Raw genomic sequence first — 23,187 nt, 5'->3', positions numbered from 1 at the left:
GATGAAATATAGGATAATATCTGTTTTTCTTTGTTTGATTGTGTTATTATGCGCATGTGCTGATAATGAAGATGAAATATCAGTAAAGAAACGTACTGTATTGGTTTATGTTGCCGCTGAAAACACATTGAGAAGTTTAGCTCTTAACGACTTCGTGGAGGTGAAGGAAGGTACGGAATACATCAATGCAGCAGAAAATAATATGCTGGTATATATAGATACAGGTTCTGAACCTCGTTTAGTACGGTTAACCAAAGATAAATCGGGCGAAGTCGTAGAGGAATTGATTAGTGAATATGAAAGCCAGAATTCACTGGATGTCTCTGTTATGAAAGATATCATGTCTACGGCATTTCAGAAATATCCTGCAGACAGCTATGGTCTTGTTCTGTGGTCGCATGGTGAAGGCTGGCTTCCTAATGAAACCAATTTGCGCTGGTGGGGGCAGGATGGAAATAATTTTATGGAAATAGCCCAGCTGCATGAGGCCTTGCAGGCTGCTCCCCATTTTGACTTTATCTACTTCGATGCCTGTTTTATGAACTCGGTAGAAGTCGTTTATGAATTACGCGATTGTGCGGACTATTTCATAGGTTGTCCTACAGAAACTCCGGGACCGGGTGCTCCTTATCAGAGAACTGTACCTCTCCTGTTCTCAAAGGAAGATGCTCCTGTAAAAGTTGCTCAGGATTATTTCCTTTATTATAAGGATTTATATGATGAAAATGTGAAACCTTCCAATATGAATTGGACAGGTGGAGTCTCAATTGGGGTAATAAAATCTGACGAATTGGATAATTTGGCAGTGGCTACGGCTAAACTTCTGCCAAAATATATACAGAATAAGCAAAGTATAGATGTAACGGATGTAATGTGTTATGACAAACGCTCTTATTACAAATATTACTATGATCTGGATCGTTTTATCTATAAGTTGACAGCTGGCAATGGCGATTATGCCGAGTGGAAGTCTGTTTTTGATAAGGCTGCGATTCTCTGGCTTTCTACCCCTAAGAATTTCTCGGGGCTCATAAAAGGTCTGTTTACAATGGATGAAAATGCCGGAGGACTTTCTACGTATATCCCCCGGTCTTACAGTTCTTCCCTGAATGAGGCTTACCGGGTTAATGCCTGGTATCAAGCAGCCGGATGGCCTCAAACAGGATGGTAATTACTTCTTGTTGATTGTTTCCGTCTTATCTCTTACTCCGGAAAGAATACTTTGTAATTGGTAGACTACTTCCGGATGTTGCAAAGCCTGATTGTTCTGTTCAAAATCTTTTGTCATATCGTATAACTGGGGCTCTTTGGAATAACCGGTTTCTACATTCTCACGTGTCATGAGAGCAGGGCCTGCGCTCGGTTCAATATATTTCCAGTCTTTTGTACGTACGGAAAGAGCGTGATTCAATGCTTGTTCTATTACCCAGGGGCGGTCTTCATTATTCTTTCCCAACCAAGTGTCCAGATAGTTATAACTGTCCGGAGCGCTTCCCTTCGGCAAGCGTGAATTGGTAAGGGCGGCCAATGATGCGAACCAGTCAATCTGAGAAACCAGAGCATCCGATACAAATGCTTTTTTGATTTCTTTCGGCCAGTGAACGATGGCAGGAATACGCGTGCCTCCTTCAAATGCACTATATTTGTTTCCTCTTAGCGGACCGGTTGGTTTATGTTCTCCCAAAAGTTCTACCGCTCTGTCTGCATAGCCATCATCTACTACCGGGCCATTATCACTCGATAAAATAATCAGCGTGTTCTCTGTTAATCCCAGTTCATCCAACGTTTTAAGCAATTGTCCTACGCTCCAGTCAAACTGGGCGATGGCATCGCCTCTTAACCCCATTGGATTTTTCCCACGGAAACGGTCGTGAGGAAAGCGTGGAACGTGTACGTCATTTGTCGCGAAGTACATGAAAAACGGCTTATCTTTATTTGCCTTAATGAAATCAATGGCATGTGTTGTAATGGAGTCTGCTATATTTTCATCTTTCCAAAGCGCTTTGCCTCCGCCTTTCATGAAGCCGATACGACTGATACCGTTCACGATAGACATATCATGTCCGAAGCTCGGTTTCAGGTTGTAGAGTAATTCCGGGTTATCTTTTCCGGTTGGTTCTCCGGGGAAGTTCTTTTCATAACTTACTTCAATAGGGGCGGAAGGATCGTAATTGGCTACCTTTCCGTTTTCAATGAATACACAAGGTACACGGTCGGCCGTAGCTGCCATGATATATGAATAATCAAAACCTAAATCACCCAAAGCTGTAGGCAGAGGAGCGTTCCAATCTTGTTCTCCGGCTTTGTCGCCTAATCCCAGATGCCATTTTCCCAAAGCAGCGGTGGTATATCCTGCGTTTTTAAACATATCTGCCATTGTATAACGTTCCGGCCGGATAATCATTCCCGCGTTTCCGGCTGCAATATCCGTGCCCGGAATACGCCATGCGTATTCACCCGTCAGCATGGAATAGCGTGAAGGCGTACTTGTTGAAGCTGTGGCGTAAGCATTTGTAAAGCGGATGCCTTCATTTGCCAACCGGTTTACATTTGGAGTTTGAACACGTTTAGCCCCGTAACATTCCAGATCACCATAACCTAAATCGTCGGCGTAAATAAATAGTACGTTTGGCACTTGTTGTTTGTGTTGTTGCTTTTTCTGGGCTTGTATTGTACCGGTAACCAGAAAGGAAGCTCCGAGACCCAGAATGAGTGTTGATTTCATGGTAATAAATATTATATTTTTTGTTTAATTCGTAAAGATATGAATATTTACCGGATAGATACCGTACTTTTAGTTTTAAGTATGGCATAATTTACCGGAAAAGATAGGAATATTTATTCTTTTGACCTGGCTCAAAATTGATTTTGCCCTAGGTCAAAAGAATAAAAATACCGGATGTTTGGGGTAAAAGATACGCTTGTTTTGCTTTATTCATGCGTACTGTCTCAGTAAATAATGTCTTCGTTGGTTGTTCCGCCGTCTATCCAGTCTTTGATAGTTGCGGAAATACTGATATCGTTTGCCTGGATAGTAAAAATATAAGTTTGTTTCTTTCCGGCTTCGAAGGCTTTTTTTGATTCAATCCGGTAATCCTTATTGCTTAAGCGGACGATAAATACAGGGTTTGTTATTGTATGGAGCAGATAGTTGCTTACAATGGTCGTTGTTTTTGTGGTAATTGCTTTATTTAAATTATTTGTCAGTGTGTAATTGCTTGTTGATACAGCGGCGGATGTTGTTCCTGAAACGGCGTCTAATTGGATGGTTGCAGGATAGTTTTCGAGGCTGATACTTTGTAAAATCATATCTTCTTTAATGTCGTTCGCTTTCTTTATTTGTAATGTAATTGCCGAGAGTACGTGATTGAAGGCTAGGTTTACACTTTGATCTGCCGACTCTTTGCCTTTATTTATTACAGGTGTGGCTGTAAGTATGTCGTTTTGATCATTTAGATTGAAAGAGATGCGATGTATATCTGTTATTCCTGTTTGAAAAGGATAATACGCATAAATGTTTAATACTGTATCTGCATTGATCGGATAATGAGCTTCCATGGTACTGATTAGTGTATTGCCGGCCGATTTTGTATACATTGAGTTATTTAAGTCTATACGAAGGGTTGAATCGCTATTAGCCATATTTCTATTATGTCCCCATGCAAAGATTCCAATTTGTGCATTGTCTGGTATGGTTGAGTTTTCAAGGATAGCTTTGGTTTCGGTAATGTTTGTTATTTTTCCACTAAAGGTTATAGGGGTGAGGTTACTCATTTTTGATTGAGTATCTTCATTGTCGTTGGTGCAGGCAAGGCAATTGCTGATGAGGAGAGCGGAGATATAGATTTTAAAGTTCATGTACTTTGAGGTTTATCTCTTGTTGTAAAAATTCAAATCCCATTAACTTCTTTCTGTTATTGAAAGGAGTTAATGGGGTATGGTTTATATGGTTTGTATTATCCTATAGTACCTTCTCCTGTGTTCTCCTTCCATTGTTCTACACTTTGGCTGAATTCAACGCCTGTAGATGTAACAGTAACACTGATTGTTGTTGTTGTGCCTGCTTGAAGTGTGGCGGTTGGTTTAAATTTATAGTCTGTTCCACTAATGGTAAAAATGACGGAATTCTCTTTTAATTCTTCAGGGAATAACATTAATGGCTTGACACCTGTTATTTCGGCAAAGTCGTTGTTCGGAATATCAAAAGAACCGCCAGTTAATACGGTGAAGTCTATCGGAGTACTTGTGTTTGAGTATTGCCCGTTTGCTAATGCCATTGTTCCCACAGAGTTTGCATTGACCTTTATTTCGGAAAGTGTGTAATTAAGTGAACTTGTTGTTTTTTTGATTTTGAATTTAATCTGTGCGAGCGAATGTTTAAAAACTAAGGCTACTGGTGTTGCTGATTTAAGAACTCCTGTTTGTGAGGCATACATTAGATCAATTTGGTCTGTAGCACCAAGTGTTAAATTAATAGTTGGACCTACTCCTGCAGTTGCGGCATTAGACGAAACCCCGATTTCTCCTTTCGGTGCATATGCATAAAAGTCATATTTTGTATCCGGAATTATTGAATAGTATTTTGTACCGGTATATGAAATATCCCCGTTTGCGGCTACAGTCAATTCTAAATCATCCATAAAATTCTTGTTGTCAGCAACCCAGGCTGGTGTTGTCGTATATTCTTGTGCCCAAATTCCAATTTTTGTATTTGCTAACAGATTGCCTGTTATCGGTGCTTTAGTTACTAAACTTATAGACTGGCCAAAGACTACCGGTGTTGGTTTGTCGTTATTAGTTACTTCGTTTATAGGATCGTTTTCACTGGTGCAACTAACCATGGCTGCCATGGCAAGCATGCTGATAATTAAATTCTTCATCGTAGTTCTCTTTTTAATGTTAATATGCTTGTGTGTTTATTTAATTATCATGCTGTCACCTGACGCTATCTTCCAGCTGTTGATAGTGACAGTAAAAGTAGGAGCCAGACTTATTGTTGCATCCATGTCTACATGTATGTCCGGCTGCTGTTTGTCTGATAAATCATGTCCCAGATCGGTTGTGGTTGTAAAGGTTGAACCGTCGGTCAATGTGAAATTTAATGTCAGTTGATTGGTGGAAAAAGTTGGTTGTTCTTGTCCGCCTTCTTCTGTTTGTGTGGCAATACCTAAAATCAGAGCACTTCCTTTTATGCCTTTGTCGGTAAGAGTGGTTTCAATGTTGACAATAGCGGGTTTATCCGGCATTACCTGTTGTTTACTAAGGTTTAAAGCCGCAGCTACACCGGATAAACTACCATTGCACTTGCTAATATATTCGGAACCATCAATATTTATGTTGAAAGATATTTCTTTTACTAACGGAGCGGGTTGTATAACTTCTTGTATGTTTTGCCCTGGTTCTATTTCCAAATCGTGTATAACTAAACCATATAGCGGAGTTCCCGGATTTATATTGTTGTCCGTTGCTTTGGTCGCTTTGGCAGTAATTAATCTGGCTTCTGCTTCATCGAAACTTTCAAGATTTTTAAATTCTATATTGGCTGCATCACAATTAAATACCAATATATTGTATTTATCTGCAGGTAAAGTGATTTTGAAATTGTTAGCGTCTCCATCTGTACGAAGCATAGGCCCTCCGTTGGTAGGATAGAAACAGTAGCGAAGTTTTTTGGGTTCCGGGTAATTGGCAAGAGTTTTATCCAATTTGATCGAATAAGAGAGATTTGCCTGCGAAGATTCTTTGTCCGTATCTCCTTCACAACTGCATTCTATCATCACCCACGCTAATCCGAAGATGATGGCAAATACATGTAATATGACTTTTGTTCTTGAGTACATTTAGGACAAATTTTGTGTTATTTTATATATTCTCCCTAATCAGTGCTCAAAAGTATTCTATTTAAGAAAGAGGTAAATTGTTTATTCTGCTCAATAAGTTGTAAAATCTGCGATATGTGTTGATTTTTATAAGTTTTCAATCATTTCATTGCGTATGAGCCTTGGCGATTTTCCAAAATTGGTCCGACAGAAATGTGAAAAGTTAGCTAATGATTCGAATCCGTATTTATAGCAAATTTCGGAGATACTTTGGGTGGTAGTGGTGAGATCGTTATGTATGTCTTGGCATTTCTTTTTGATCATCCATTGATAAGCGGGTTCGCCAAAGGTCTCCTTAAATATACGCCTGAATGTTGGAACGCTATAACCACCCAATTGTGCGAATGATTCAACATCTTTTACTTTCAGATAGTTTTGCATTACAAAATACTCGAAACTTTTACTGTATCGGTATATAGGCGCGTAAAAGGAAGCAAGTTCTTTTAGTGGGTAGTAGCAATTTAGTATGTATACCAGTTCTGAACGTTTGGCCTGAAGGAAAGTTGCGCATAACATATCGTCCTCCAGATACCTTTTCATGCTTTCTAAAAATAGAACTAAAGGAGCACAAACATGCATTATGACAGGCTGAATGTAACTGTTTGCAGCTAGAACTTCTCCGTTATGGAAACGGTCTTCACAGATATTAAGAGGACGCTCAAATAAATAGAGAATGCATTCGCAAGATTCTATGATTTGAAATTCAACGCGTGATCCGATTGGCTGCAAAATGAATTCTCCGCTACAAAATATTGTATTAGGATGTTCTTCGCTATTCACCTTTACTTTACCGGAAATAAGGAAATATATGGTGTTTTGCATACATCGTGCTTGAGGTATCAACATTCCTCTAGGGTATGCACGATACTTAAATACATTCATCTGACAAGATTTGCACGACGAACAGTCCGTGAATTTGGTCCATCTTTGGTCGGACATATTTACATGAGGAATTTAGAGTTTAACTTTTTTACTTCTCCCTTTTTTTGTTTCGTTGTGGAAACGATCTACGGCTGTTACTACATAGCGATATTTGCGTTTACCATTATTATAAGGTAACAAATAATTCGTTTGGCGCGTAATAGCTGCAATTTTAGCAGGATTGTTTAAATCAGTCGGTTCTTTATCATCAAAACGATAGATCACAAAATAAGACGCAAGTTCCGGATTTGTTTCACTTTGTTCAGCCTGCCAATGGAGTATATAACCTTGTGGAGTCCATTCAGCTTTAAGTTTTTTTACCTCTTCGGGAGCACGGTTGTGCATGTGGGTATAAGCTGGAATTAAAGCCGGATAACGATGATAATTGAGCTTTAAACTGTCAACAATCCCATTGTTGTTCCATAATATCTCATTAGCAGGCCAAAAACAATTACCTTTAACTTGTGATAATGCTCTTTCATAACGCATTTTCCGGGTTAATTCGTTTGCTTTCATTGTTCGGGCGACATCTTGCCCAATGTATAAATGACCTCCGTTCGCATTTTTGTTCCACCATTTAATTAAGGTGATGTAGTCTGCTGCAGGATGTCCGATCTCCCAATATATCTGTGGAATGTTGTAATCTATCCAGCCTTCTTTAACCCAATGGGTTACATCCGCATATAAGTCGTCGTAATTCTGTAAGCCGTTGGTTTCGCTGCCGGATTTGTCAGGAGTGCTTTTCTTATTTCTATAAATACCAAAAGGACTGATGCCGAAACGTACCCAGGGTTTTGTTAATAAGATAGTACGTTTGAGTTCTTTTATTAGTTTGTTTACGTTTTCTCTGCGCCAATCCCCACGCTGTGCTTCTGTGTAGCCTTTGTGTAATCCGTATTTATTGAAACTGTTATCATCCGGAAAAGGAACTCCCGGAACGGGGTAAGGGTAGAAATAATCATCCATGTGAATGGCATCTACATCATAGCGGGTAACAATGTCGCGAACGACACGGCAAATGAATTGACGGCTTTCCGGTAGTCCGGGATCAAACAGTATTTGCTTATTATAGGTTAAAAACCATTCCGGATGTTTATGATAAATATGTGAATCTGCAAACTTCGTGTTTCCGGCTGTACTGGCACGGTATGGGTTCAGCCATGCGTGGAATTCCATGTTTCGCTTATGACATTCTTTGACAAGAAACTCCATTACATCAAAATTGCCGGCAGGGGCTTTCCCTTGTTCTCCGGTGTAGAAACGGCTCCACGGTTCTATTCCCGATTTATAGAAGGCGTCTGCTTCCGGACGAACCTGAAAGACAATCGCATTTATGCCACATGTTTGCAGATAATTAAGTTTGCGAATGAAATCTTTCTTCATCTCTGTCGGAGTCATGTCTTTATATTCTCCCTGGAAAGCTGTTTGTATCCAAGCTCCGCGAAACTCCCTTTTTATTTCTTTATTTTCCGGAATTTGTTGGGAAACTTTCCGTGTAGTAGAGCATGAAGTGATTATGAATAATAACGCCGGCAACAGCAGGCGAAGATATTTAATATACATTGTATTTGTTTTATGTGTGAAATCTCAACAAAAATACATGAATATCTTTTAAAAACAAAAGCTTTGGCGACTTCTAATGTGAATACTTATTGATTACTTGCCTAAACGGTATTACTTTCATACATTTGCATATCTAAGAAAAAGGGAAATAGTATATTATGTCTGAGAGCAATTCTATATTTATAAAAGGCGCACGTGTTAATAATCTAAAGAATATTGATGTAGAAATTCCGAGGGATAAATTGGTGGTAATAACCGGTTTGTCCGGCAGTGGAAAGTCTTCATTGGCTTTTGATACTTTGTATGCTGAGGGGCAAAGAAGATACGTAGAAAGTCTTTCTGCATACGCCCGTCAGTTTTTGGGACGAATGAGTAAGCCGGAATGTGACTATATTAAGGGAATTCCACCGGCTATCGCTATAGAACAAAAAGTAAATACGCGTAATCCCCGGTCTACAGTAGGAACTTCAACAGAGATATATGAATATCTTCGTTTACTGTATGCCCGGATCGGGAAAACAATCTCTCCTGTTTCCGGTGAAGAAGTAAAAAAACATCAGGTAAGTGATATCGTAAAAGCTATAATGGCTTATCCGGAAGGCACGCGGTTTGCTGTATATGCACCGGTTGTTCTTCTTGACGGACGGAGCATGAAAGCACAATTAGAGATTCTTCAGAAAGAAGGCTATACCCGTTTGTCTATAGATGATAAGGTGTATCGTATCGCTGATGTAATGGAAGATGAAGCACTGCTTGCTTCTCCGGTTATAGAATTGCTGATAGACCGATTGACGGTTTCGGCTGATAAGACTTTGAAAAGCCGTCTGGCAGATTCTGCCGAAACAGCCTTTTTTGAAGGTCATGGGATGTGTATTGTGCGTATTTATGCAGAAGAAGGGACGATAACAAAAGAATTTTCAAAGAAGTTTGAGATGGATGGTATCGTTTTTGAAGAACCTACAGACATGATGTTTAGCTTTAATAATCCTTTAGGGGCTTGTCCTGTTTGTGAAGGCTTTGGAAAGGTACTGGGTATTGATGAAAACCTGGTAGTACCGGATAAAAGCTTATCGGTATATCAAGGAGCTGTTGTATGTTGGAAAGGTGAAGTGATGAGCGAATGGCTGAAAGATTTTGTTGCTAAGAGCGAAAAATATAAATTTCCTATTCACCGTCCTTACTATGATTTGACCGATAAAGAAAAAGATCTTCTTTGGCATGGTGCTCCCGGATTACATGGTATAGATGATTTTTTTAAGTTTGTGGAAGAAAACTTATATAAGATACAATATAGGGTGATGCAAGCCCGATATCGTGGAAAGACGGTTTGTCCGGTTTGTAAAGGGTCCCGGTTAAAACCGGAGGCTTTGTATGTACAGATAGGAGGAAAAAATATTGCCCAGTTGGTAACTCTTCCTATTACTGAGGCAAAGGCTTTTTTTGATAATTTACAACTGAATGAAACGGAAATGGCTGTGTCCAAACGATTATTGACTGAAATAAATAGTCGTTTGCAATTTCTTGTGGATGTAGGGTTGGGATATCTTACCTTAGATCGTTTGTCATCTTCACTTTCCGGTGGAGAGAGTCAGCGTATTAATCTGGCGACATCTTTAGGCAGTAGTTTGGTTGGTTCTCTTTATATATTGGATGAACCGAGTATAGGACTTCATTCCCGTGATACAGGCTTGTTGATAAATGTGTTACGTCAATTACAGGCGCTGGGTAATACAGTGGTAGTTGTTGAGCACGATGAGGAAATTATACGTGCCGCAGATTATATTATAGATATTGGCCCTAAAGCCGGACGTCTGGGTGGGGAAGTTGTGTATCAAGGAGCTGTGAATAATTTGAAAATGAATAGTGATAGTTATACAGTTCGTTATCTGACGGGAGAAGACCAGATAGAAGTACCGCCGTTCCGTCGTCTTTGGAATAATTATATAAGTGTAAAAGGTGCCCGAAAGAACAATCTGAAAGGAATAGATGTAAAGTTTCCGTTGAATGTTATGACTGTCGTATCAGGAGTAAGTGGTTCCGGTAAGAGTTCGTTGGTTCGTGATATATTTTACGAAGGTGTAAAGCATTATCTGGACGATGCCGCACGCTTAATGGTGGATTGCTCTGGTCTGGAAGGTGATATGCAGATGATCAGTGCTATTGAATTTGTAGATCAAAATTCGATAGGCAAGAGCTCACGTTCCAATCCGGTGACTTATATCGGTGCTTATGACGAAATCCGTAAGTTGTTTGCCGATCAGCCTTTATCTAAGCAGATGGGATATAGCTCCGCTTACTTTTCCTTTAATAAAGAAGGTGGGCGTTGTGAAGAGTGTAAAGGTGAAGGAAAGATTACTGTGGAAATGCAGTTTATGGCAGATATAACTTTAGAATGCGAAGCCTGTCATGGTAAGCGTTTTAAAGCGGAGGTTTTGGATGTGGAATATAGAGGAGCTAATATATATGATGTATTAGAGATGACCGTTAATCAGGCAATCGAATTTTTTGAACAATCTCCGTCAGCCCAAGAAAAGAAAATTGTCAAAAGATTAAAACCTCTTCAGGATGTCGGATTAGGGTATATCAAATTGGGACAAACTTCTTCCACATTATCTGGAGGTGAAAACCAACGTGTGAAATTGGCGTATTATTTAGGACAAGAGAAACAACAACCGGCTTTGTTCGTCTTTGATGAACCTACGACGGGATTACATTTCCATGATATTAAGACATTACTGAAAGCCTTTAATGCCTTAATTGAAAAAGGACATACTGTGGTTATTGTCGAGCACAATATGGATGTTATTAAATGTGCTGATTACGTGATAGATTTGGGACCGGAAGGAGGAAAGGACGGCGGATATCTGGTCTGTGCGGGTACTCCGGAAGAAATAATTACTTGTAAGAAATCGTATACGGGTAAATATTTAAGGGAAAAACTGGAAATAGTTTCAGAAACTGTTTGTAAGTAATTTGATATTGGTAACGTTTATATAATCTTTGGTTTTGACCTAATAAAGTAATATATATGAAGAGCAATGACTGGAAGAATCGTTTGGGAGTTATGTATTCCACCAATCCGGACTTTCAATATAACACAGACGAAGAAGATGAAAAAGAGACTTTAGCGAAGGAAAAGCAACAATTGCGAATTTCTTTGGATAAACGTAACCGGGCAGGAAAAGCTGTAACTTTAATAACGGGTTTTGTTGGCTCCGCAGAAGATTTGGCGGTGTTGGGAAAGTTTCTTAAAGTGAAATGCGGTGTAGGTGGTTCTGCCAAAGAAGGTGAAATTGTTATTCAAGGAGACTTGCGTAACAAAGTGCTGGATATCCTTCAGAAGGAAGGGTATACGAAAAGTCGCATTATATAATATTCAATATGCTGACAATCTATAGAGCTTCTGCCGGGGCAGGGAAAACACATAAATTGACAGGGGAATACCTTCTGTTGCTTTTTGCACATTCCGGGGCGTATCGTCGTATTCTGGCTGTAACTTTTACTAATAAAGCTACAGATGAGATGAAGAGTCGTATTGTAGAAGAGCTTTACAATCTGGCATCAAATAGAAAAACAGATTATCTGAGTCAGCTAATGTCTCATTATTCTTTGACGGAGTTGCAGGTTCGTAGTCGGGCACAACAAATATTAATTACCATTCTTCATGATTATTCTGCATTTAATATCAGTACGATAGATCGCTTCTTTCAACAAACAATGCGAGCTTTTACTCGTGAAATCGGTTTACAAGGAGGATATGGTATAGAGATGGATCAGGAGCTGGTGCTGACCGAATCCATAGATAAATTATTGACAGACTTGGAGAAACCTGAAAGTAAGGATTTGTTGGGATGGTTACTCCGGTTTGCAGAGGAGAAAATTGAGAATGGGGGCGAATGGAATCTCCGGCGTGATATAATGGCATTAAGTCGAGAGGTTTTTAAGGAAAGCTATAAAGTTTTCAATGATGAAGTGAGTAGAGATATCGAGGATAAGCATTCGCTGGAAGAGTATAAAGATGATTTATTCGCAATTATTCATTCTGTGGAAAAGGAGGCGAAATATTTGGGTGAACAAGGGATTCGTTTACTTAAACAATATGGACTTCAGCCTTCCGATTTTAAGGGAGGAAGCCGTTCTTCTCTTTTCTGTCTGGAGAAATTGGCAAACGGAGAGATGAAAGAACCTTCTGCTACTTTTATGGGGATGGCCGATAATTTGGACGGATGTTTTACAAAAACAACGCCACAATCCTTGCGACAGGTTATTGGTTGTGTATTTGATGCCGGTCTGAATGATTGCATTAAAGGGATTGTTGCCCTTTTTTCGAATTTAACAGCATATAATACTGCAAAAGAAATTATCCGTTATTACTATACATTAGGTATCCTTGCTGATGTGTCAAGACAGATAGCGGCTTATCGGGAAGATAAAAATGTGATGTTAATAGCTGATACTACGGAACTGTTGAATAAAATAATAGATGGTAGTGATGCTCCGTTCATTTATGAAAAGACGGGTACGAATGTGGATCACTATATGATAGATGAATTCCAGGATACCAGCGGCATGCAGTGGAAGAATTTCCGTCCGCTTATCCAGGAAAGCCTGTCTCACAGGCATGCGAATTTGATAGTAGGGGATGTAAAACAAAGTATCTATCGTTTCCGTAATTCTGATTGGAAGTTATTAGATGAACAAGTACAAAACGATTTCATACAAGAAGAAGTAATAGAAGATACTTTAAAAGAAAACTGGCGTAGTTGCCGTAATATTGTAGAGTTTAATAATGCTTTGTTTACAATCGCTCCGGAATTGTTGCAGCATTTTTATAATGAATCGCTGGAAGTTTCTTCCTTAAAAGACGAGGAACGTTCGGGATATTTGACAAAAATAATGTCTGCTTATGCAAGAAGCTTTCAGCAAGTCCCTCCTGTTTTTCAGGAAAAAGACGGACATGTAAAAGTTGAGTTCCTGTCAGGAGATGATGATAAAGACTGGAAAGAGGAGGTATTAGGGCGTTTACCGGGGTTATTGGAGCAATTGCAGGATAATGGTTATGCTTTAAAAGACATAGCAATTCTTGTTCGTACTAATCAGGAAGGAGCAATGGTGGCTAATACATTATTGTCGTGCAAAGAAGCAAATCCTTCGAGCTGTTATAAATATGATATTATTTCAGATGATGCGTTATTTATAAGCAGTTCTCCGGTAGTTCGTTTTATGGTGGCGTTGCTACGTTTTCTGAAAAATCCGGATGATTTGACCAATGAACAAATGGCAGTTTTCTCTTATATTACCTTGTTGGGTGACTGGCAAGAAGAGACGAAAGGTTCGATGAACTTATCTTTTTCACCGGAGATGAGGCAGGAATTGCTTGGATTCTCCCGTCAGTCGTTATATGAAATAACAGAAGGCTTATTTCGCCTGTTTGCTAAACAGTTTCCTGAAAATGAACATGTATTTGTCCAGGCTTTTGGAGATATGGTTTCGGAATACAGCCAAAAAGAAAGCCCTGATTTAAGCCGTTTTCTGAAATGGTGGGATGAAACAGGTTATAAGAAGACAATAGCAACACCGGATGGTCAGAATGCGATTCGTATTTTAACGATTCATAAATCTAAAGGCTTAGGTTTTAAGGCCGTTATACTTCCTTTTGGTGATTGGGAGATTGACCATAAACCAATAAAACCGGTTATTTTATGGTGTCATCCAAATCAAAGTCCTTTTGACCGGTTGCATTTAGTTCCGGTTCGATATAGTGCAGCATTGGGTAATACTATTTTTGCAAAAGACTATTTTAAGGAACGGCTACATGCGTTTATTGATAATCTTAATACATTATACGTGGCCTTTACCAGAGCAAAGGAAGAACTTATAGTCTTATCTCCTCGTCCCAAAAAGGTAAATGAAAAGAGTGGATGTGTAGAAAAAATTACTTCGATAAGTGACTTGTTATGGGCAGGTTTAAATACCTATATTGATACAACACGTGAAGGAGAATCTTTAATGAATCTGCCTGTTTCTTTTGATACCCAATCCGGAATATTTGAACTTGGAGATTGGTGGCATCCTAATGCAGACGTAAATAAAGAGGCGGATATAGAAGAAGTCGCAATGAAGCACATTCGCTCTGTTTCCTCCGACGAGCGTTTGCAATTGCGTTTACATGGAAAAGGGTTTTTCTTTGATGACGAACGGCGTAAGCATGGAGCACTAATGCATGAAATCTTAAGTCGTATCAGAACGAAGAGTGATATTGCTATTTCTGTGGATAATTATCGTTTGGCAGGTATTGTAGATAAAGATGAAGCGGAAGCTTTATATAGTAAATTGTCGGAATTGTTGGACCTTCCGGAAGTTTCTCCATGGTATGATGGTTCGTTCCGCGTGCTAAATGAAGTGGATATCCTCTTTAGTAAAGGATTGTCTAAACGTCCGGACCGGGTCATGATCGGAGAAAACGGCGTAACGGTTGTTGATTATAAATTTGGAGAGGTACAAGACAAACGCTATCATAATCAAGTAAGAACCTATCTGGATTTGATCCGCCGGATGGGATATAATGAAGTGAAAGGTTTCTTATGGTATGTTGAATTGAATAAAATAGAAGCTGTCAATGAATAGTGATATATTTTTGATATTCCGTAAAAATGAATATTTTTGCAGATTCTTATTCTAAAACAAAGTAATTTTAAGGATGAAAGTACATAAAGAAGGAACAGGTTTATTGCTGACATTATTTACAATATTGTTTATTGTGAATGTTACGCTATATCATACTGTGGGAAAAGGTGCGTTATTCTATTCAGTTGCTTTGGTTTCTACTATATTCTTTTTATTAGTATTGAATTTTTTTCGTAGTCCGTTCCGTCGTTTCCCCTATGATTCGGAAGGATTGGTGATTGCCCCGGCTGATGGTACAATCGTAGCTATTGAAGAGGTTTTAGAAAATGAAATATTGCACGAAAAGTGTTTACAGATATCCATCTTTATGTCCATTTTTAATGTGCATGCCAATTGGTTTCCAGTAAATGGAACTGTAAAACATGTTTCTCATCAAAATGGCCGTTTTATGGCGGCTTATTTACCTAAAAGTAGTACGGAAAACGAACGTTCGGCTGTGGTTATCACAACCAAACAAGGGGTTGATGTCTTGGCTCGTCAGATTGCCGGAGCAATGGCTAGACGTATTGTTACTTATGCAAAACCGGGAGATAAATGTCATGTCGACGAACAGATGGGATTTATCAAGTTTGGTTCGCGTGTAGATGTCTATTTGCCTGTAGAAACTGAGGTTTTGGTGGAAATGGATCAGAAAGTAACAGGAAACCAAACCCCTATCGCCCGTTTAGGTAAATATAACGGATAATACACCAAAGAATGAACATCAAAAAGTATATACCCAATACAATTACCAGCCTGAGCCTGGTGTCTGGTTGCATATCCTGTGTTATGGCACTGGAAGGGAACTTATTGTTAGCTGCAATCTGGATTATTATCGCTGCCGTGTTCGATTTTTGTGATGGGTTTGCGGCTCGCCTGCTGAAAGCCTATTCTCCTTTAGGAAAGGAATTGGATTCATTAGCAGATATGGTTAGTTTTGGTGTTGCACCGGGAATGATGCTATTTTGGTTGCTCCGGCAGATAAGTCCGGATTTGCCATTGGGCTCTGTTAACGAATATGTACCTTATCTGGCTTTTGTCATTCCAGCTTTGTCCGGTTTACGGCTTGCCAAGTTCAATATAGATGAGCGTCAAACGACCTCTTTTATAGGTTTGCCTGTTCCTGCTCATGCTTTATTCTGGGCTTCTGCCTGTTATTCCGTATTGCCAATTATACATATTAACGAATGTGTGTTTGCTGTTGTAGCGATATTATTATCTATTTGTACCTCCTTGTTGTTGGTGTCGGAGATACCGATGTTTTCTTTGAAAATCAAATCCATTTCATGGAAAGGTAATGAGTTGCGTTATATTTTGGTCGCTTGTGCTATCCTATTTGTTGTTCTTTGGGGATTTCTGGGTATATCAGGAACTATCCTCCTCTATATCATCTTGTCTATTTTTAACAGTAAGAGATAAACAAGATTTCTTATCTTTGTGTTTGTGTTAATAAACCAACTAAGAATCAGGTTATGTTTAAATTTTTGTTTGTAATATTCTTCTTCTTTATACTGCTGGTCTTTTTGATGGGCTTCTCTATTTTGCGTACTTTTAAAAATATCTTCTTTGGCAGTGGAAGCAGCAATAAGACAACAGAGCAACGTCGTCGGTCTAATTCAAGTCGTACAACTGCAAGCGATAGATATTCCAATGATGAGGGTAGAACTCAGCATAGAAAGAAAATTTTTCCAAAAGATGAAGGGGAATATGTAGACTATGAGGAAGTGAAATAGTTTATATCCAAAGAAATATTTGTTGTTAGCGCCGTTGTTTAAAAAATGATGTCATTTCTGCAGCACACTCTTCTTTTAATATCCCTTTCTTTACAATAGCCTTCGGATGAAATGCTTTTGGCGCATATTGTTGATACCCTTTTTTTTCATCGGAAGCACCATATACAATTGTACTTAACTGTGCCCATCCTATAGCTCCGGCACACATAATGCAAGGTTCTACTGTAACGTAAAGAGTACACCCTGTTAAATATTTAGCGCCTAATGCTTCCACTGCAGCTGTTATTGCCAGCATTTCAGCGTGTGCTGTTGGGTCATTTAGCCGTTCTGTCTGATTGTGTGCGCGGGCTATAATCTGATTATTGCAGACTATAACCGCTCCAACCGGCACTTCGCCTTCTTCACTTGCGATATGAGCTTCTTTTAGAGCTTGTTTCATGAAATATGTATCATCAAAAGGATTCATCGGCGCATTTCGTTTTCGTTGAAAAGTGTAGGGTAATCTTCTTCCAGCGTTTTAAGAATATGGGATAATATAGTTTCCCTGTACCAACGGGATTTGTTTCCAATTTTGTATTTAGATAGATAACGCGATATCGTTTTATGCTCGTCGTCATTGAGCATAAACGTTACTTTATGAACACGCGGATGGTTCGGCTGAGGTGCTGAATATTTACGTATCTGTTTCATACATTTGCAAATGTACAAGTGAAAGCTTAAATAAAAAAGAAAATAGCTATATTTGTGCAAATTAATCAGATGGCGGAACGAAACGATACAGGTAAAGACGGGGAAACTTTTGCCCGCGATTTTCTTATAAAACAAGGTTATGCAGTATTGCAAACCAATTGGCATTGGCACCATTACGAATTAGATATTATTGCTACTAAAGACAGTGAACTGGTGATAGTGGAAGTAAAAACTCGTTCTGAAGACTGTTTACTCGCTCCCGAAGACGCTGTTGATAAGGCAAAGATCCGTCGTATTGTAGCTGCTGCTGATGCCTATGTCCGTAATTACAATATTGATTTACCTGTACGATTTGATATCATCACATTGATTAAAACGAATGACGGTTATAAGATAGAACATATAGACGATGCTTTTTATGCTCCTTGCCGTTAATACCGATAAATAAAAAAACTATGAATATAGAGAATGTCAGAGAATATTGCTTATCGTTGAGAAACGTAACCGAATGTTTACCTTTCGATGATGTTTCTTTGGTTTTTAAGGTGGAAGGTAAAATGTTTTTATTGTTACCTCTGGATGCCAGTGAACCGTGTGTATCTCTTAAATGTAATACGGACTATATAGATGAACTTCGTGACCGTTATAAGGCGGTAGAGCCGGCGTGGCATTTCAATAAAAAATATTGGAATACGATTTATCTGGAGAGAGATATGGAAGATGAGGATATTAAGCACTGGATACATCATTCTTATCGAGAAGTGATAGCTAAACTCCCAAAGAAAATAAGAGATTTATATAATGAATAATGTTGAAGCATCTCCCCGAATAATCCGATTGGAAGAAATAACATCTACAAATAGCTATCTTCGCCAATTGCTTTTTAAAGAATCTTTACCGGAGGGTAGTGTAGTCGTCGCGCAAACACAAACTGCAGGTCGTGGACAGATAGGTAATGTCTGGGAATCTGAAACGGGGAAAAATTTGACATTTAGTATTGTCTTATATCCTGATTGTATCCCGGCAAACCGTCAATTTCTTATTTCTCAGATTACTTCATTAAGTGTAAAAGAAACTTTAGAAGCCTATACAAATGATGTTGCTGTTAAATGGCCTAATGATATTTACTGGAAAGATAAGAAAATATGCGGAATGTTGATTGAAAACGATTTGTCCGGACATAATATGTATTGCTCTATTATTGGTATAGGCATCAATGTCAATCAGGCAGTCTTTTTTAGTGATGCACCTAATCCCGTCTCTTTATGTCAAATTATCGGAAAAGAGATAGACAAAGAAGAACTGCTTGACCGTTTTCTGCATATTTTCTATAATTACTATCTTTTATTGTTGCAAGATAAACAAAACGATATTCGTGACGCATACCGTTCTGCCCTTTATCGGAAAGACGGATTTTTCCCTTTTACTGATGAAAACGGAACTTTTGAAGCTTGCATATACGATATAGAATTAACCGGCCATCTCATTCTTCAGTTACAGGATGGATGCTTAAGACGCTATGCTTTTAAAGAAGTCAGTTATAGCTTTCCTAAATGATTGATTTTTAATAATATTGATTAAATCATAAATAATGACTGCTAACGATACGTGGAATAACTGATTTTCACTACCTTTGCTACCTTTATAAAGGTAAAATACGAATGAATATACATGATCTTTGTTGCGTAGGACATATTACGCTGGATAAAATAGTAACTCCGAAAAAGACGGTTTATATGCCGGGAGGAACATCTTTCTATTTTTCTCATGCTATCAAACATTTTGACGATATTGATTACGCGCTTGTAACTGCGTTGGCTGAGTCTGAGATGAAAACAGTCCATGAACTTCGTGCAGAAGGAGTAGACGTGGCTGTAATGCCGAGTAAATACTCTGTGTATTTTGAAAACATCTACGGAGAAAACCAAGACAATAGAAAACAGCGCGTTTTAGCTAAAGCTGATCCATTTACTGTGGATTATTTGCAAGATATTAATGCACGGATATTTCATTTGGGTAGTTTGCTGGCTGATGATTTTTCTTTAGATGTAATTAAATATTTATCTCAGAAAGGACTTGTTTCTGCAGATTCACAGGGTTATTTACGTGAAGTCAGAGATTCTAAAGTTTACGCTATTGATTGGGTTGAAAAAACAGAAGCTTTGAAGTATATCCATTTCCTGAAAGCAAATGAGCATGAAATGGAAGTATTGACAGGCTATACAGACGTTACTAATGCCGCTAAGCAGCTTTATGCCTGGGGCGTAAAAGAAGTTTTGATAACTTTAGGAAGTATGGGGTCTGTTATATATGATGGTAAAGATTTCCATAGAATTCCGGCTTATAAACCAAAAGATATAGTAGATGCTACAGGTTGCGGAGATACTTATATGACCGGTTATTTATATCAACGTGCCAAAGGTGTCAGTATGGAGGATGCCGGACGTTTTGCAGCAGCCATGTCTACATTGAAAATAGAGAGAAGCGGACCGTTTACAGGTACAAAGAAAGATGTCGTTTATTGTATGGAAACGGCAGAACAGAGATTGCCGGATATGAATGTGACTTTCGGTTCAAGTCGAAATTAATTTCTTGTTAACATATTTATCTTTTCGGGATTTATTCGAAAAAGAGACTTTAGTCGGAATACAAACCATATTAGCATGGTTGTATTCCGACTAATCATATATTATTCTTTGGGTTCTTCAACTTTAAAGGCTTTGCAGAATGTTGTCATTATTAAAATACAAAGTCCTAGTACTCCAACTACCACGTAAGCATATTTCATATTGAAGGCTTGAGATATAGCTCCAATTAATAACGGGGCGACCAAAGAACCTATAAAGCTAATACTTGATAAGATTGTTAGGGCTATACCAACCGGTGTTTTAGATTTTGCACCGACCAGACTATATATCGTAGGTACCATGCAGGAGATACCTAAGCCTACTAACATAAAACCGAATGAATTGATGATAACCTTAATAACCATAGACTCAAATGGGCTGACGAGCAAAGCCGAGATGAAAAAACCAAAGAAAATTAATGTCCCGGCTAACTGTAATACTCGTTGTTTGCCAAGAATATGATAAGCATAATTTGTTAAGAAACGTCCTGCAGTCATCATTACCATAAATACCAGGAAACCTATTTGCAAAGATTTGGGGACTTGCAGTACCGACTCAAAATAAATACCACTCCAGTCAAACATTGCGCTTTCTACTACAAGGGCAAAAAGTCCTACAATACCTAATTGTATTAAAAGTATTTCCGGCTTTTTTAGAAAACTCATTAACGCGGGAGATTCTTTTTTATCTTCTTGTTCTATTTGTGCTTCCGGTTCTACATCATCCTGCAAATATTTCCTGCCAAATAAAATGATTAACAGGATAATGCCGGCGATTAACGAAAAATGCCAGAATGGAGGTATGTCGGAAATAATCATAATAAATCCGATTAACGCTCCGAAACATGCTGCCAAACTCCAACCTCCGTGAAAAGAAGCCATGATAGTACGGCCATAGAGGCGTTCAATGCCAATGCCTTGTGTGTTTAATGATATATCACAGAGATTCCAAAAGACACCAAAACAGAAAAGAAAAGCCCCTAACATATAGATATTAAATGCGGTTCCGATAGCAAATAGCGATAGGGCGTACCCTAAAATGCTTACTTGTACCATTATACGGCTTCCTAGTTTTGATACCAGGTAGCCGGCTAAAGGAATAGCTATAAATTTACCTACAGGGATTAAGAATAATACTAATCCCCAATAGAATGCATAATTGACTTCAAAGACTTCCTTAATATCCGGTATGCGACTAGCCCAACTTGAAAAACATAACCCTTGCGCAAGGAAAAAAGTTAAGACAGCATAACGTATTTGCTCTTTCGAAAAAGAGGTTTGCTTTTTCATAATTTATTTATGTAATTAGTTTATTAATATTATAGTTTTACAAAAGTAATTATAAAGTCTGTATATTTGCTTTCACCTTAATGTAAATAGGTACAAATATTAATTGCTTTTATGATATCGGATATGAATATCAGACAAACAAAATTGGAAGATATAGATTTTGTAATGAAAATCTATGATTATGCCAGGGATTTTATGGCCGGACATGGTAATGGAAATCAATGGATAAATGGTTACCCTTCTGTAGAACTTATAACTAGTGAAATAGAAAAAGGCCATAGTTATGTTTGTGAAGATGATGAAGGCGAAATTGTAGGTACTTTCTGTTATATAGAAGGCGTGGACCATACATATCTGCATATTTATGACGGTGAGTGGCTGAATGATGAACCTTATGCGGTTATTCATCGTATGGCATCCAATGGAAAACAAAAAGGAATATCTTCCGAATGTTTGAAGTGGAGTTTTAGTAAATGCCATAATATCAGGATTGATACTCATCGTGATAATATTGTTATGCAGAATATCTTGAAAAAACATGGTTTCGTTCCATGTGGTATTATATTTATTGATAATGGGACCGAAAGATTGGCGTTCCAGAAAGTTATAAATGAATAATAGAAATAATTATGGAAAATTTTTGTCAGAGTTGTGGAATGCCGATGACTTCGGATGAGTTGTTTGGCACAAATGCGGACGGTAGTAAAAACAATGATTATTGTACATATTGCTATCAGCAAGGTAAGTTCGTTCAGGATTATACAATGGATGAAATGATAAATCATTGTATTCAGTTTCTTGGAGAATTTAATAAAGATAGTGAGCATCCTTTTTCAAAAGAGGAAGCTATTGCAATGATGAAAGTTGAATTCCCTAAGCTGAAACGTTGGATGCCTGTTTCTGGAAAGACAAAATAGTATTACAGCATTGTGAAGGTGTGATATTATCTTTATTATGGAATACAAGAACATCCCGATCATTTTTACAAATCATCCCGATGGTTTTGAAAAATGATCGGGATGATTTGAATGAAAGTATCTTTTGTGAGATAACAGTATCTCGGCGATGTTTGTAAATTAAAACATAAAATTAGAACTTTGCTTATGAGCGGTATTGTATTAAATTAGTCTGCTTATGGGCAGAGAAAGGTTTGATACTGACATTTTGGGGGATTAATAGTAGTTTTCAATTCCACCAAATCCTGTTATGATTTTATTCTCTTTCGTTTTATTGATAAAGTTGTTTAAGCGCTTTTCAAATTCTTCTGGTCGTTTTCTCGCTGCCTCAATGTATGCAATTCGGATACGCTTATATGTGTCGGAGAAATGTTGATAATTTTTCCATGTTATTTTATCTTCTTTCAATCTGTCAATTATATCATTGGGAAAAATAAAAGGTTCAGACAATACGTTTCGTATTTTATCCTCAAATTTAGGGTGTACCATTTTATTTTCCAGTAACCACTTAAGTCTCTCTTTGTTGGCTTGCGAATAGGTGCTTTTAGGGTTTCTTGGTGTGAAATGCTGAATTTTATGTTCTTTGTCAAGCGACTTTATTGTACTGTCAATCCATTCGAAACAAAGGGCTTCTTCAACAGCGTCGTTGTATGTAATACTTTTCTTGCCCGAAGATTTGTTGGGAAATACAAACCAAATTTCATTGGCTGTCTCAAAGTTGTCAGTCAGCCACTTTCGCCAATCTTTTCTGTTCTCGAAATATTTTATCTCTATTGACATAACAGGTTATTTTTACTAGTTATTTTACTGTCTTTACTTTCAAGTTGTTTTTACGCAAGAAAAGTTTTGATTAATGACGATTG

23 protein-coding genes are annotated in these 23,187 nt (G+C 38.2%); 13 read left to right on the top strand and 10 right to left on the bottom strand.

Features of this window, described 5'->3' with window-relative positions; all coding sequences use genetic code 11:
* Position 1 precedes the first annotated feature (1 nt).
* Entirely contained in the window at positions 2 to 1,171 is a 1,170-nt protein-coding gene (locus C1721_RS04025) for a clostripain-related cysteine peptidase (protein WP_102407261.1), read from the top strand.
* Here the strand turns inward: C1721_RS04025 and C1721_RS04020 are convergent, their stop codons facing one another.
* The 6 genes from C1721_RS04020 to C1721_RS03995 all read right to left on the bottom strand — a co-directional run bounded on the left by C1721_RS04020 (position 1,172) and on the right by C1721_RS03995 (position 8,363).
* Positions 1,172 to 2,725 (bottom strand): sulfatase family protein, encoded by a 1,554-nt coding sequence (locus tag C1721_RS04020; protein ID WP_102407260.1) that lies wholly within the window; start codon positions 2,723 to 2,725, stop codon positions 1,172 to 1,174.
* 224 nt (positions 2,726 to 2,949) lie between these two features.
* Entirely contained in the window at positions 2,950 to 3,858 is a 909-nt protein-coding gene (locus tag C1721_RS04015; protein ID WP_102407259.1) for a fimbrillin family protein, read from the bottom strand.
* A gap of 98 nt (positions 3,859 to 3,956) precedes the next feature.
* On the bottom strand, positions 3,957 to 4,880 hold the full coding sequence (locus C1721_RS04010) for a fimbrillin family protein (RefSeq protein WP_102407258.1): 924 nt from the start codon (positions 4,878 to 4,880) through the stop codon (positions 3,957 to 3,959).
* 36 nt (positions 4,881 to 4,916) lie between these two features.
* Positions 4,917 to 5,840, bottom strand: coding sequence for a DUF5119 domain-containing protein (locus C1721_RS04005; protein WP_102407257.1), 924 nt, complete (start codon positions 5,838 to 5,840; stop codon positions 4,917 to 4,919).
* 126 nt (positions 5,841 to 5,966) lie between these two features.
* On the bottom strand, positions 5,967 to 6,818 hold the full coding sequence (locus C1721_RS04000) for a helix-turn-helix domain-containing protein (RefSeq protein ID WP_102407256.1): 852 nt from the start codon (positions 6,816 to 6,818) through the stop codon (positions 5,967 to 5,969).
* Positions 6,819 to 6,833: 15 nt separating this feature from the next.
* A complete protein-coding gene (locus tag C1721_RS03995) occupies positions 6,834 to 8,363 on the bottom strand; it encodes a glycoside hydrolase family 10-like protein (RefSeq protein ID WP_102407255.1) in 1,530 nt (509 codons plus the stop codon).
* Between the two features lie 158 nt (positions 8,364 to 8,521).
* Here C1721_RS03995 and uvrA point away from each other — a divergent pair, with 158 nt between their 5' ends.
* The 6 genes from uvrA (at position 8,522) to C1721_RS03965 (ending at position 16,762) form a co-directional block, all read left to right on the top strand.
* A complete protein-coding gene (gene uvrA / locus C1721_RS03990; protein WP_102407254.1) occupies positions 8,522 to 11,335 on the top strand; it encodes an excinuclease ABC subunit UvrA in 2,814 nt (937 codons plus the stop codon).
* A gap of 56 nt (positions 11,336 to 11,391) precedes the next feature.
* Positions 11,392 to 11,736: a translation initiation factor gene (locus C1721_RS03985; protein ID WP_102407253.1), complete on the top strand. Its 345-nt coding sequence runs from the start codon at positions 11,392 to 11,394 to the stop codon at positions 11,734 to 11,736.
* Between the two features lie 8 nt (positions 11,737 to 11,744).
* Positions 11,745 to 14,990 carry a UvrD-helicase domain-containing protein gene (locus C1721_RS03980; RefSeq protein ID WP_102407252.1) on the top strand — a complete coding sequence of 1,082 codons (3,246 nt, stop codon included), beginning with the start codon at positions 11,745 to 11,747 and terminating at the stop codon, positions 14,988 to 14,990.
* A 73-nt stretch (positions 14,991 to 15,063) separates the two neighbouring features.
* Positions 15,064 to 15,735, top strand: coding sequence for a phosphatidylserine decarboxylase family protein (locus tag C1721_RS03975; RefSeq protein ID WP_102407251.1), 672 nt, complete (start codon positions 15,064 to 15,066; stop codon positions 15,733 to 15,735).
* 11 nt (positions 15,736 to 15,746) lie between these two features.
* Positions 15,747 to 16,448, top strand: a complete 702-nt coding sequence (locus C1721_RS03970; RefSeq protein ID WP_102407250.1) for a CDP-alcohol phosphatidyltransferase family protein — start codon at positions 15,747 to 15,749, stop codon at positions 16,446 to 16,448.
* Between the two features lie 53 nt (positions 16,449 to 16,501).
* Positions 16,502 to 16,762, top strand: a complete 261-nt coding sequence (locus tag C1721_RS03965) for a DUF4834 family protein (protein WP_102407249.1) — start codon at positions 16,502 to 16,504, stop codon at positions 16,760 to 16,762.
* 25 nt (positions 16,763 to 16,787) lie between these two features.
* On the opposite strand, the gene C1721_RS03960 is transcribed toward C1721_RS03965, so the two are convergent.
* Together C1721_RS03960 and C1721_RS03955 are read right to left on the bottom strand one after the other, a co-directional pair.
* Entirely contained in the window at positions 16,788 to 17,228 is a 441-nt protein-coding gene (locus tag C1721_RS03960) for a nucleoside deaminase (RefSeq protein WP_102407248.1), read from the bottom strand.
* Positions 17,225 to 17,452, bottom strand: coding sequence for a hypothetical protein (locus C1721_RS03955; protein ID WP_102407247.1), 228 nt, complete (start codon positions 17,450 to 17,452; stop codon positions 17,225 to 17,227). The genes C1721_RS03960 and C1721_RS03955 overlap by 4 nt, the downstream gene beginning before the upstream one ends.
* A 69-nt stretch (positions 17,453 to 17,521) precedes the next feature.
* Here C1721_RS03955 and C1721_RS03950 point away from each other — a divergent pair, with 69 nt between their 5' ends.
* From C1721_RS03950 to C1721_RS03935, 4 genes are all read left to right on the top strand, one after another.
* Entirely contained in the window at positions 17,522 to 17,887 is a 366-nt protein-coding gene (locus C1721_RS03950; RefSeq protein ID WP_102407246.1) for a YraN family protein, read from the top strand.
* Between the two features lie 20 nt (positions 17,888 to 17,907).
* Positions 17,908 to 18,261, top strand: coding sequence for an MmcQ/YjbR family DNA-binding protein (locus C1721_RS03945; protein WP_102407245.1), 354 nt, complete (start codon positions 17,908 to 17,910; stop codon positions 18,259 to 18,261).
* Positions 18,254 to 19,009 carry a biotin--[acetyl-CoA-carboxylase] ligase gene (locus C1721_RS03940; RefSeq protein WP_102407244.1) on the top strand — a complete coding sequence of 252 codons (756 nt, stop codon included), beginning with the start codon at positions 18,254 to 18,256 and terminating at the stop codon, positions 19,007 to 19,009. Before C1721_RS03945 ends, C1721_RS03940 begins: the two co-directional genes overlap by 8 nt.
* A 104-nt stretch (positions 19,010 to 19,113) precedes the next feature.
* Positions 19,114 to 20,040: a carbohydrate kinase family protein gene (locus C1721_RS03935; protein ID WP_102407243.1), complete on the top strand. Its 927-nt coding sequence runs from the start codon at positions 19,114 to 19,116 to the stop codon at positions 20,038 to 20,040.
* A gap of 101 nt (positions 20,041 to 20,141) precedes the next feature.
* On the opposite strand, the gene C1721_RS03930 is transcribed toward C1721_RS03935, so the two are convergent.
* Complete coding sequence (locus C1721_RS03930; RefSeq protein WP_102407242.1) at positions 20,142 to 21,368, bottom strand: MFS transporter; 1,227 nt, start codon at positions 21,366 to 21,368, stop codon at positions 20,142 to 20,144.
* A 123-nt stretch (positions 21,369 to 21,491) separates the two neighbouring features.
* On the opposite strand from C1721_RS03930, the gene C1721_RS03925 reads away from it, so the two are divergent.
* Both C1721_RS03925 and C1721_RS03920 read left to right on the top strand, forming a co-directional pair.
* Complete coding sequence (locus C1721_RS03925; RefSeq protein ID WP_102409227.1) at positions 21,492 to 21,986, top strand: GNAT family N-acetyltransferase; 495 nt, start codon at positions 21,492 to 21,494, stop codon at positions 21,984 to 21,986.
* An 11-nt stretch (positions 21,987 to 21,997) separates the two neighbouring features.
* Positions 21,998 to 22,285, top strand: coding sequence for a zinc ribbon domain-containing protein (locus tag C1721_RS03920; protein ID WP_102407241.1), 288 nt, complete (start codon positions 21,998 to 22,000; stop codon positions 22,283 to 22,285).
* A 255-nt stretch (positions 22,286 to 22,540) separates the two neighbouring features.
* Here C1721_RS03920 and C1721_RS03915 read toward each other — a convergent pair whose 3' ends face one another.
* Entirely contained in the window at positions 22,541 to 23,104 is a 564-nt protein-coding gene (locus tag C1721_RS03915) for a YdeI/OmpD-associated family protein (RefSeq protein ID WP_102407240.1), read from the bottom strand.
* Between the last annotated feature and the right edge of the window lie 83 nt (positions 23,105 to 23,187).

This window comes from Parabacteroides bouchesdurhonensis, from assembly GCF_900186615.1.
GTDB lineage: Bacteria > Bacteroidota > Bacteroidia > Bacteroidales > Tannerellaceae > Parabacteroides > Parabacteroides bouchesdurhonensis.
Note: the sequence above shows the minus strand (reverse complement) of the source record. Positions and strands in the feature narration are given on the sequence as shown.

Bases quoted from the DNA above. Each gene is read 5' to 3' on its own strand.
- C1721_RS03945 (WP_102407245.1), top strand. From the start codon at position 17,908: ATGAATATAGAGAATGTCAGAGAATATTGCTTATCGTTGAGAAACGTA.
- C1721_RS03915 (WP_102407240.1), bottom strand. From the start codon at position 23,104: ATGTCAATAGAGATAAAATATTTCGAGAACAGAAAAGATTGGCGAAAG.
- C1721_RS03955 (WP_102407247.1), bottom strand. From the start codon at position 17,452: ATGAAACAGATACGTAAATATTCAGCACCTCAGCCGAACCATCCGCGT.
- C1721_RS03985 (WP_102407253.1), top strand. From the start codon at position 11,392: ATGAAGAGCAATGACTGGAAGAATCGTTTGGGAGTTATGTATTCCACC.
- C1721_RS03960 (WP_102407248.1), bottom strand. From the start codon at position 17,228: ATGAATCCTTTTGATGATACATATTTCATGAAACAAGCTCTAAAAGAA.
- C1721_RS03965 (WP_102407249.1), top strand. From the start codon at position 16,502: ATGTTTAAATTTTTGTTTGTAATATTCTTCTTCTTTATACTGCTGGTC.
- C1721_RS03970 (WP_102407250.1), top strand. From the start codon at position 15,747: ATGAACATCAAAAAGTATATACCCAATACAATTACCAGCCTGAGCCTG.
- C1721_RS04000 (WP_102407256.1), bottom strand. From the start codon at position 6,818: ATGTCCGACCAAAGATGGACCAAATTCACGGACTGTTCGTCGTGCAAA.
- C1721_RS03940 (WP_102407244.1), top strand. From the start codon at position 18,254: ATGAATAATGTTGAAGCATCTCCCCGAATAATCCGATTGGAAGAAATA.
- C1721_RS03950 (WP_102407246.1), top strand. From the start codon at position 17,522: ATGGCGGAACGAAACGATACAGGTAAAGACGGGGAAACTTTTGCCCGC.
- C1721_RS04010 (WP_102407258.1), bottom strand. From the start codon at position 4,880: ATGAAGAATTTAATTATCAGCATGCTTGCCATGGCAGCCATGGTTAGT.
- C1721_RS03920 (WP_102407241.1), top strand. From the start codon at position 21,998: ATGGAAAATTTTTGTCAGAGTTGTGGAATGCCGATGACTTCGGATGAG.
- C1721_RS04005 (WP_102407257.1), bottom strand. From the start codon at position 5,840: ATGTACTCAAGAACAAAAGTCATATTACATGTATTTGCCATCATCTTC.
- uvrA (WP_102407254.1), top strand. From the start codon at position 8,522: ATGTCTGAGAGCAATTCTATATTTATAAAAGGCGCACGTGTTAATAAT.
- C1721_RS03980 (WP_102407252.1), top strand. From the start codon at position 11,745: ATGCTGACAATCTATAGAGCTTCTGCCGGGGCAGGGAAAACACATAAA.
- C1721_RS03930 (WP_102407242.1), bottom strand. From the start codon at position 21,368: ATGAAAAAGCAAACCTCTTTTTCGAAAGAGCAAATACGTTATGCTGTC.
- C1721_RS04020 (WP_102407260.1), bottom strand. From the start codon at position 2,725: ATGAAATCAACACTCATTCTGGGTCTCGGAGCTTCCTTTCTGGTTACC.
- C1721_RS04025 (WP_102407261.1), top strand. From the start codon at position 2: ATGAAATATAGGATAATATCTGTTTTTCTTTGTTTGATTGTGTTATTA.
- C1721_RS03925 (WP_102409227.1), top strand. From the start codon at position 21,492: ATGAATATCAGACAAACAAAATTGGAAGATATAGATTTTGTAATGAAA.
- C1721_RS04015 (WP_102407259.1), bottom strand. From the start codon at position 3,858: ATGAACTTTAAAATCTATATCTCCGCTCTCCTCATCAGCAATTGCCTT.
- C1721_RS03995 (WP_102407255.1), bottom strand. From the start codon at position 8,363: ATGTATATTAAATATCTTCGCCTGCTGTTGCCGGCGTTATTATTCATA.
- C1721_RS03935 (WP_102407243.1), top strand. From the start codon at position 19,114: ATGAATATACATGATCTTTGTTGCGTAGGACATATTACGCTGGATAAA.
- C1721_RS03975 (WP_102407251.1), top strand. From the start codon at position 15,064: ATGAAAGTACATAAAGAAGGAACAGGTTTATTGCTGACATTATTTACA.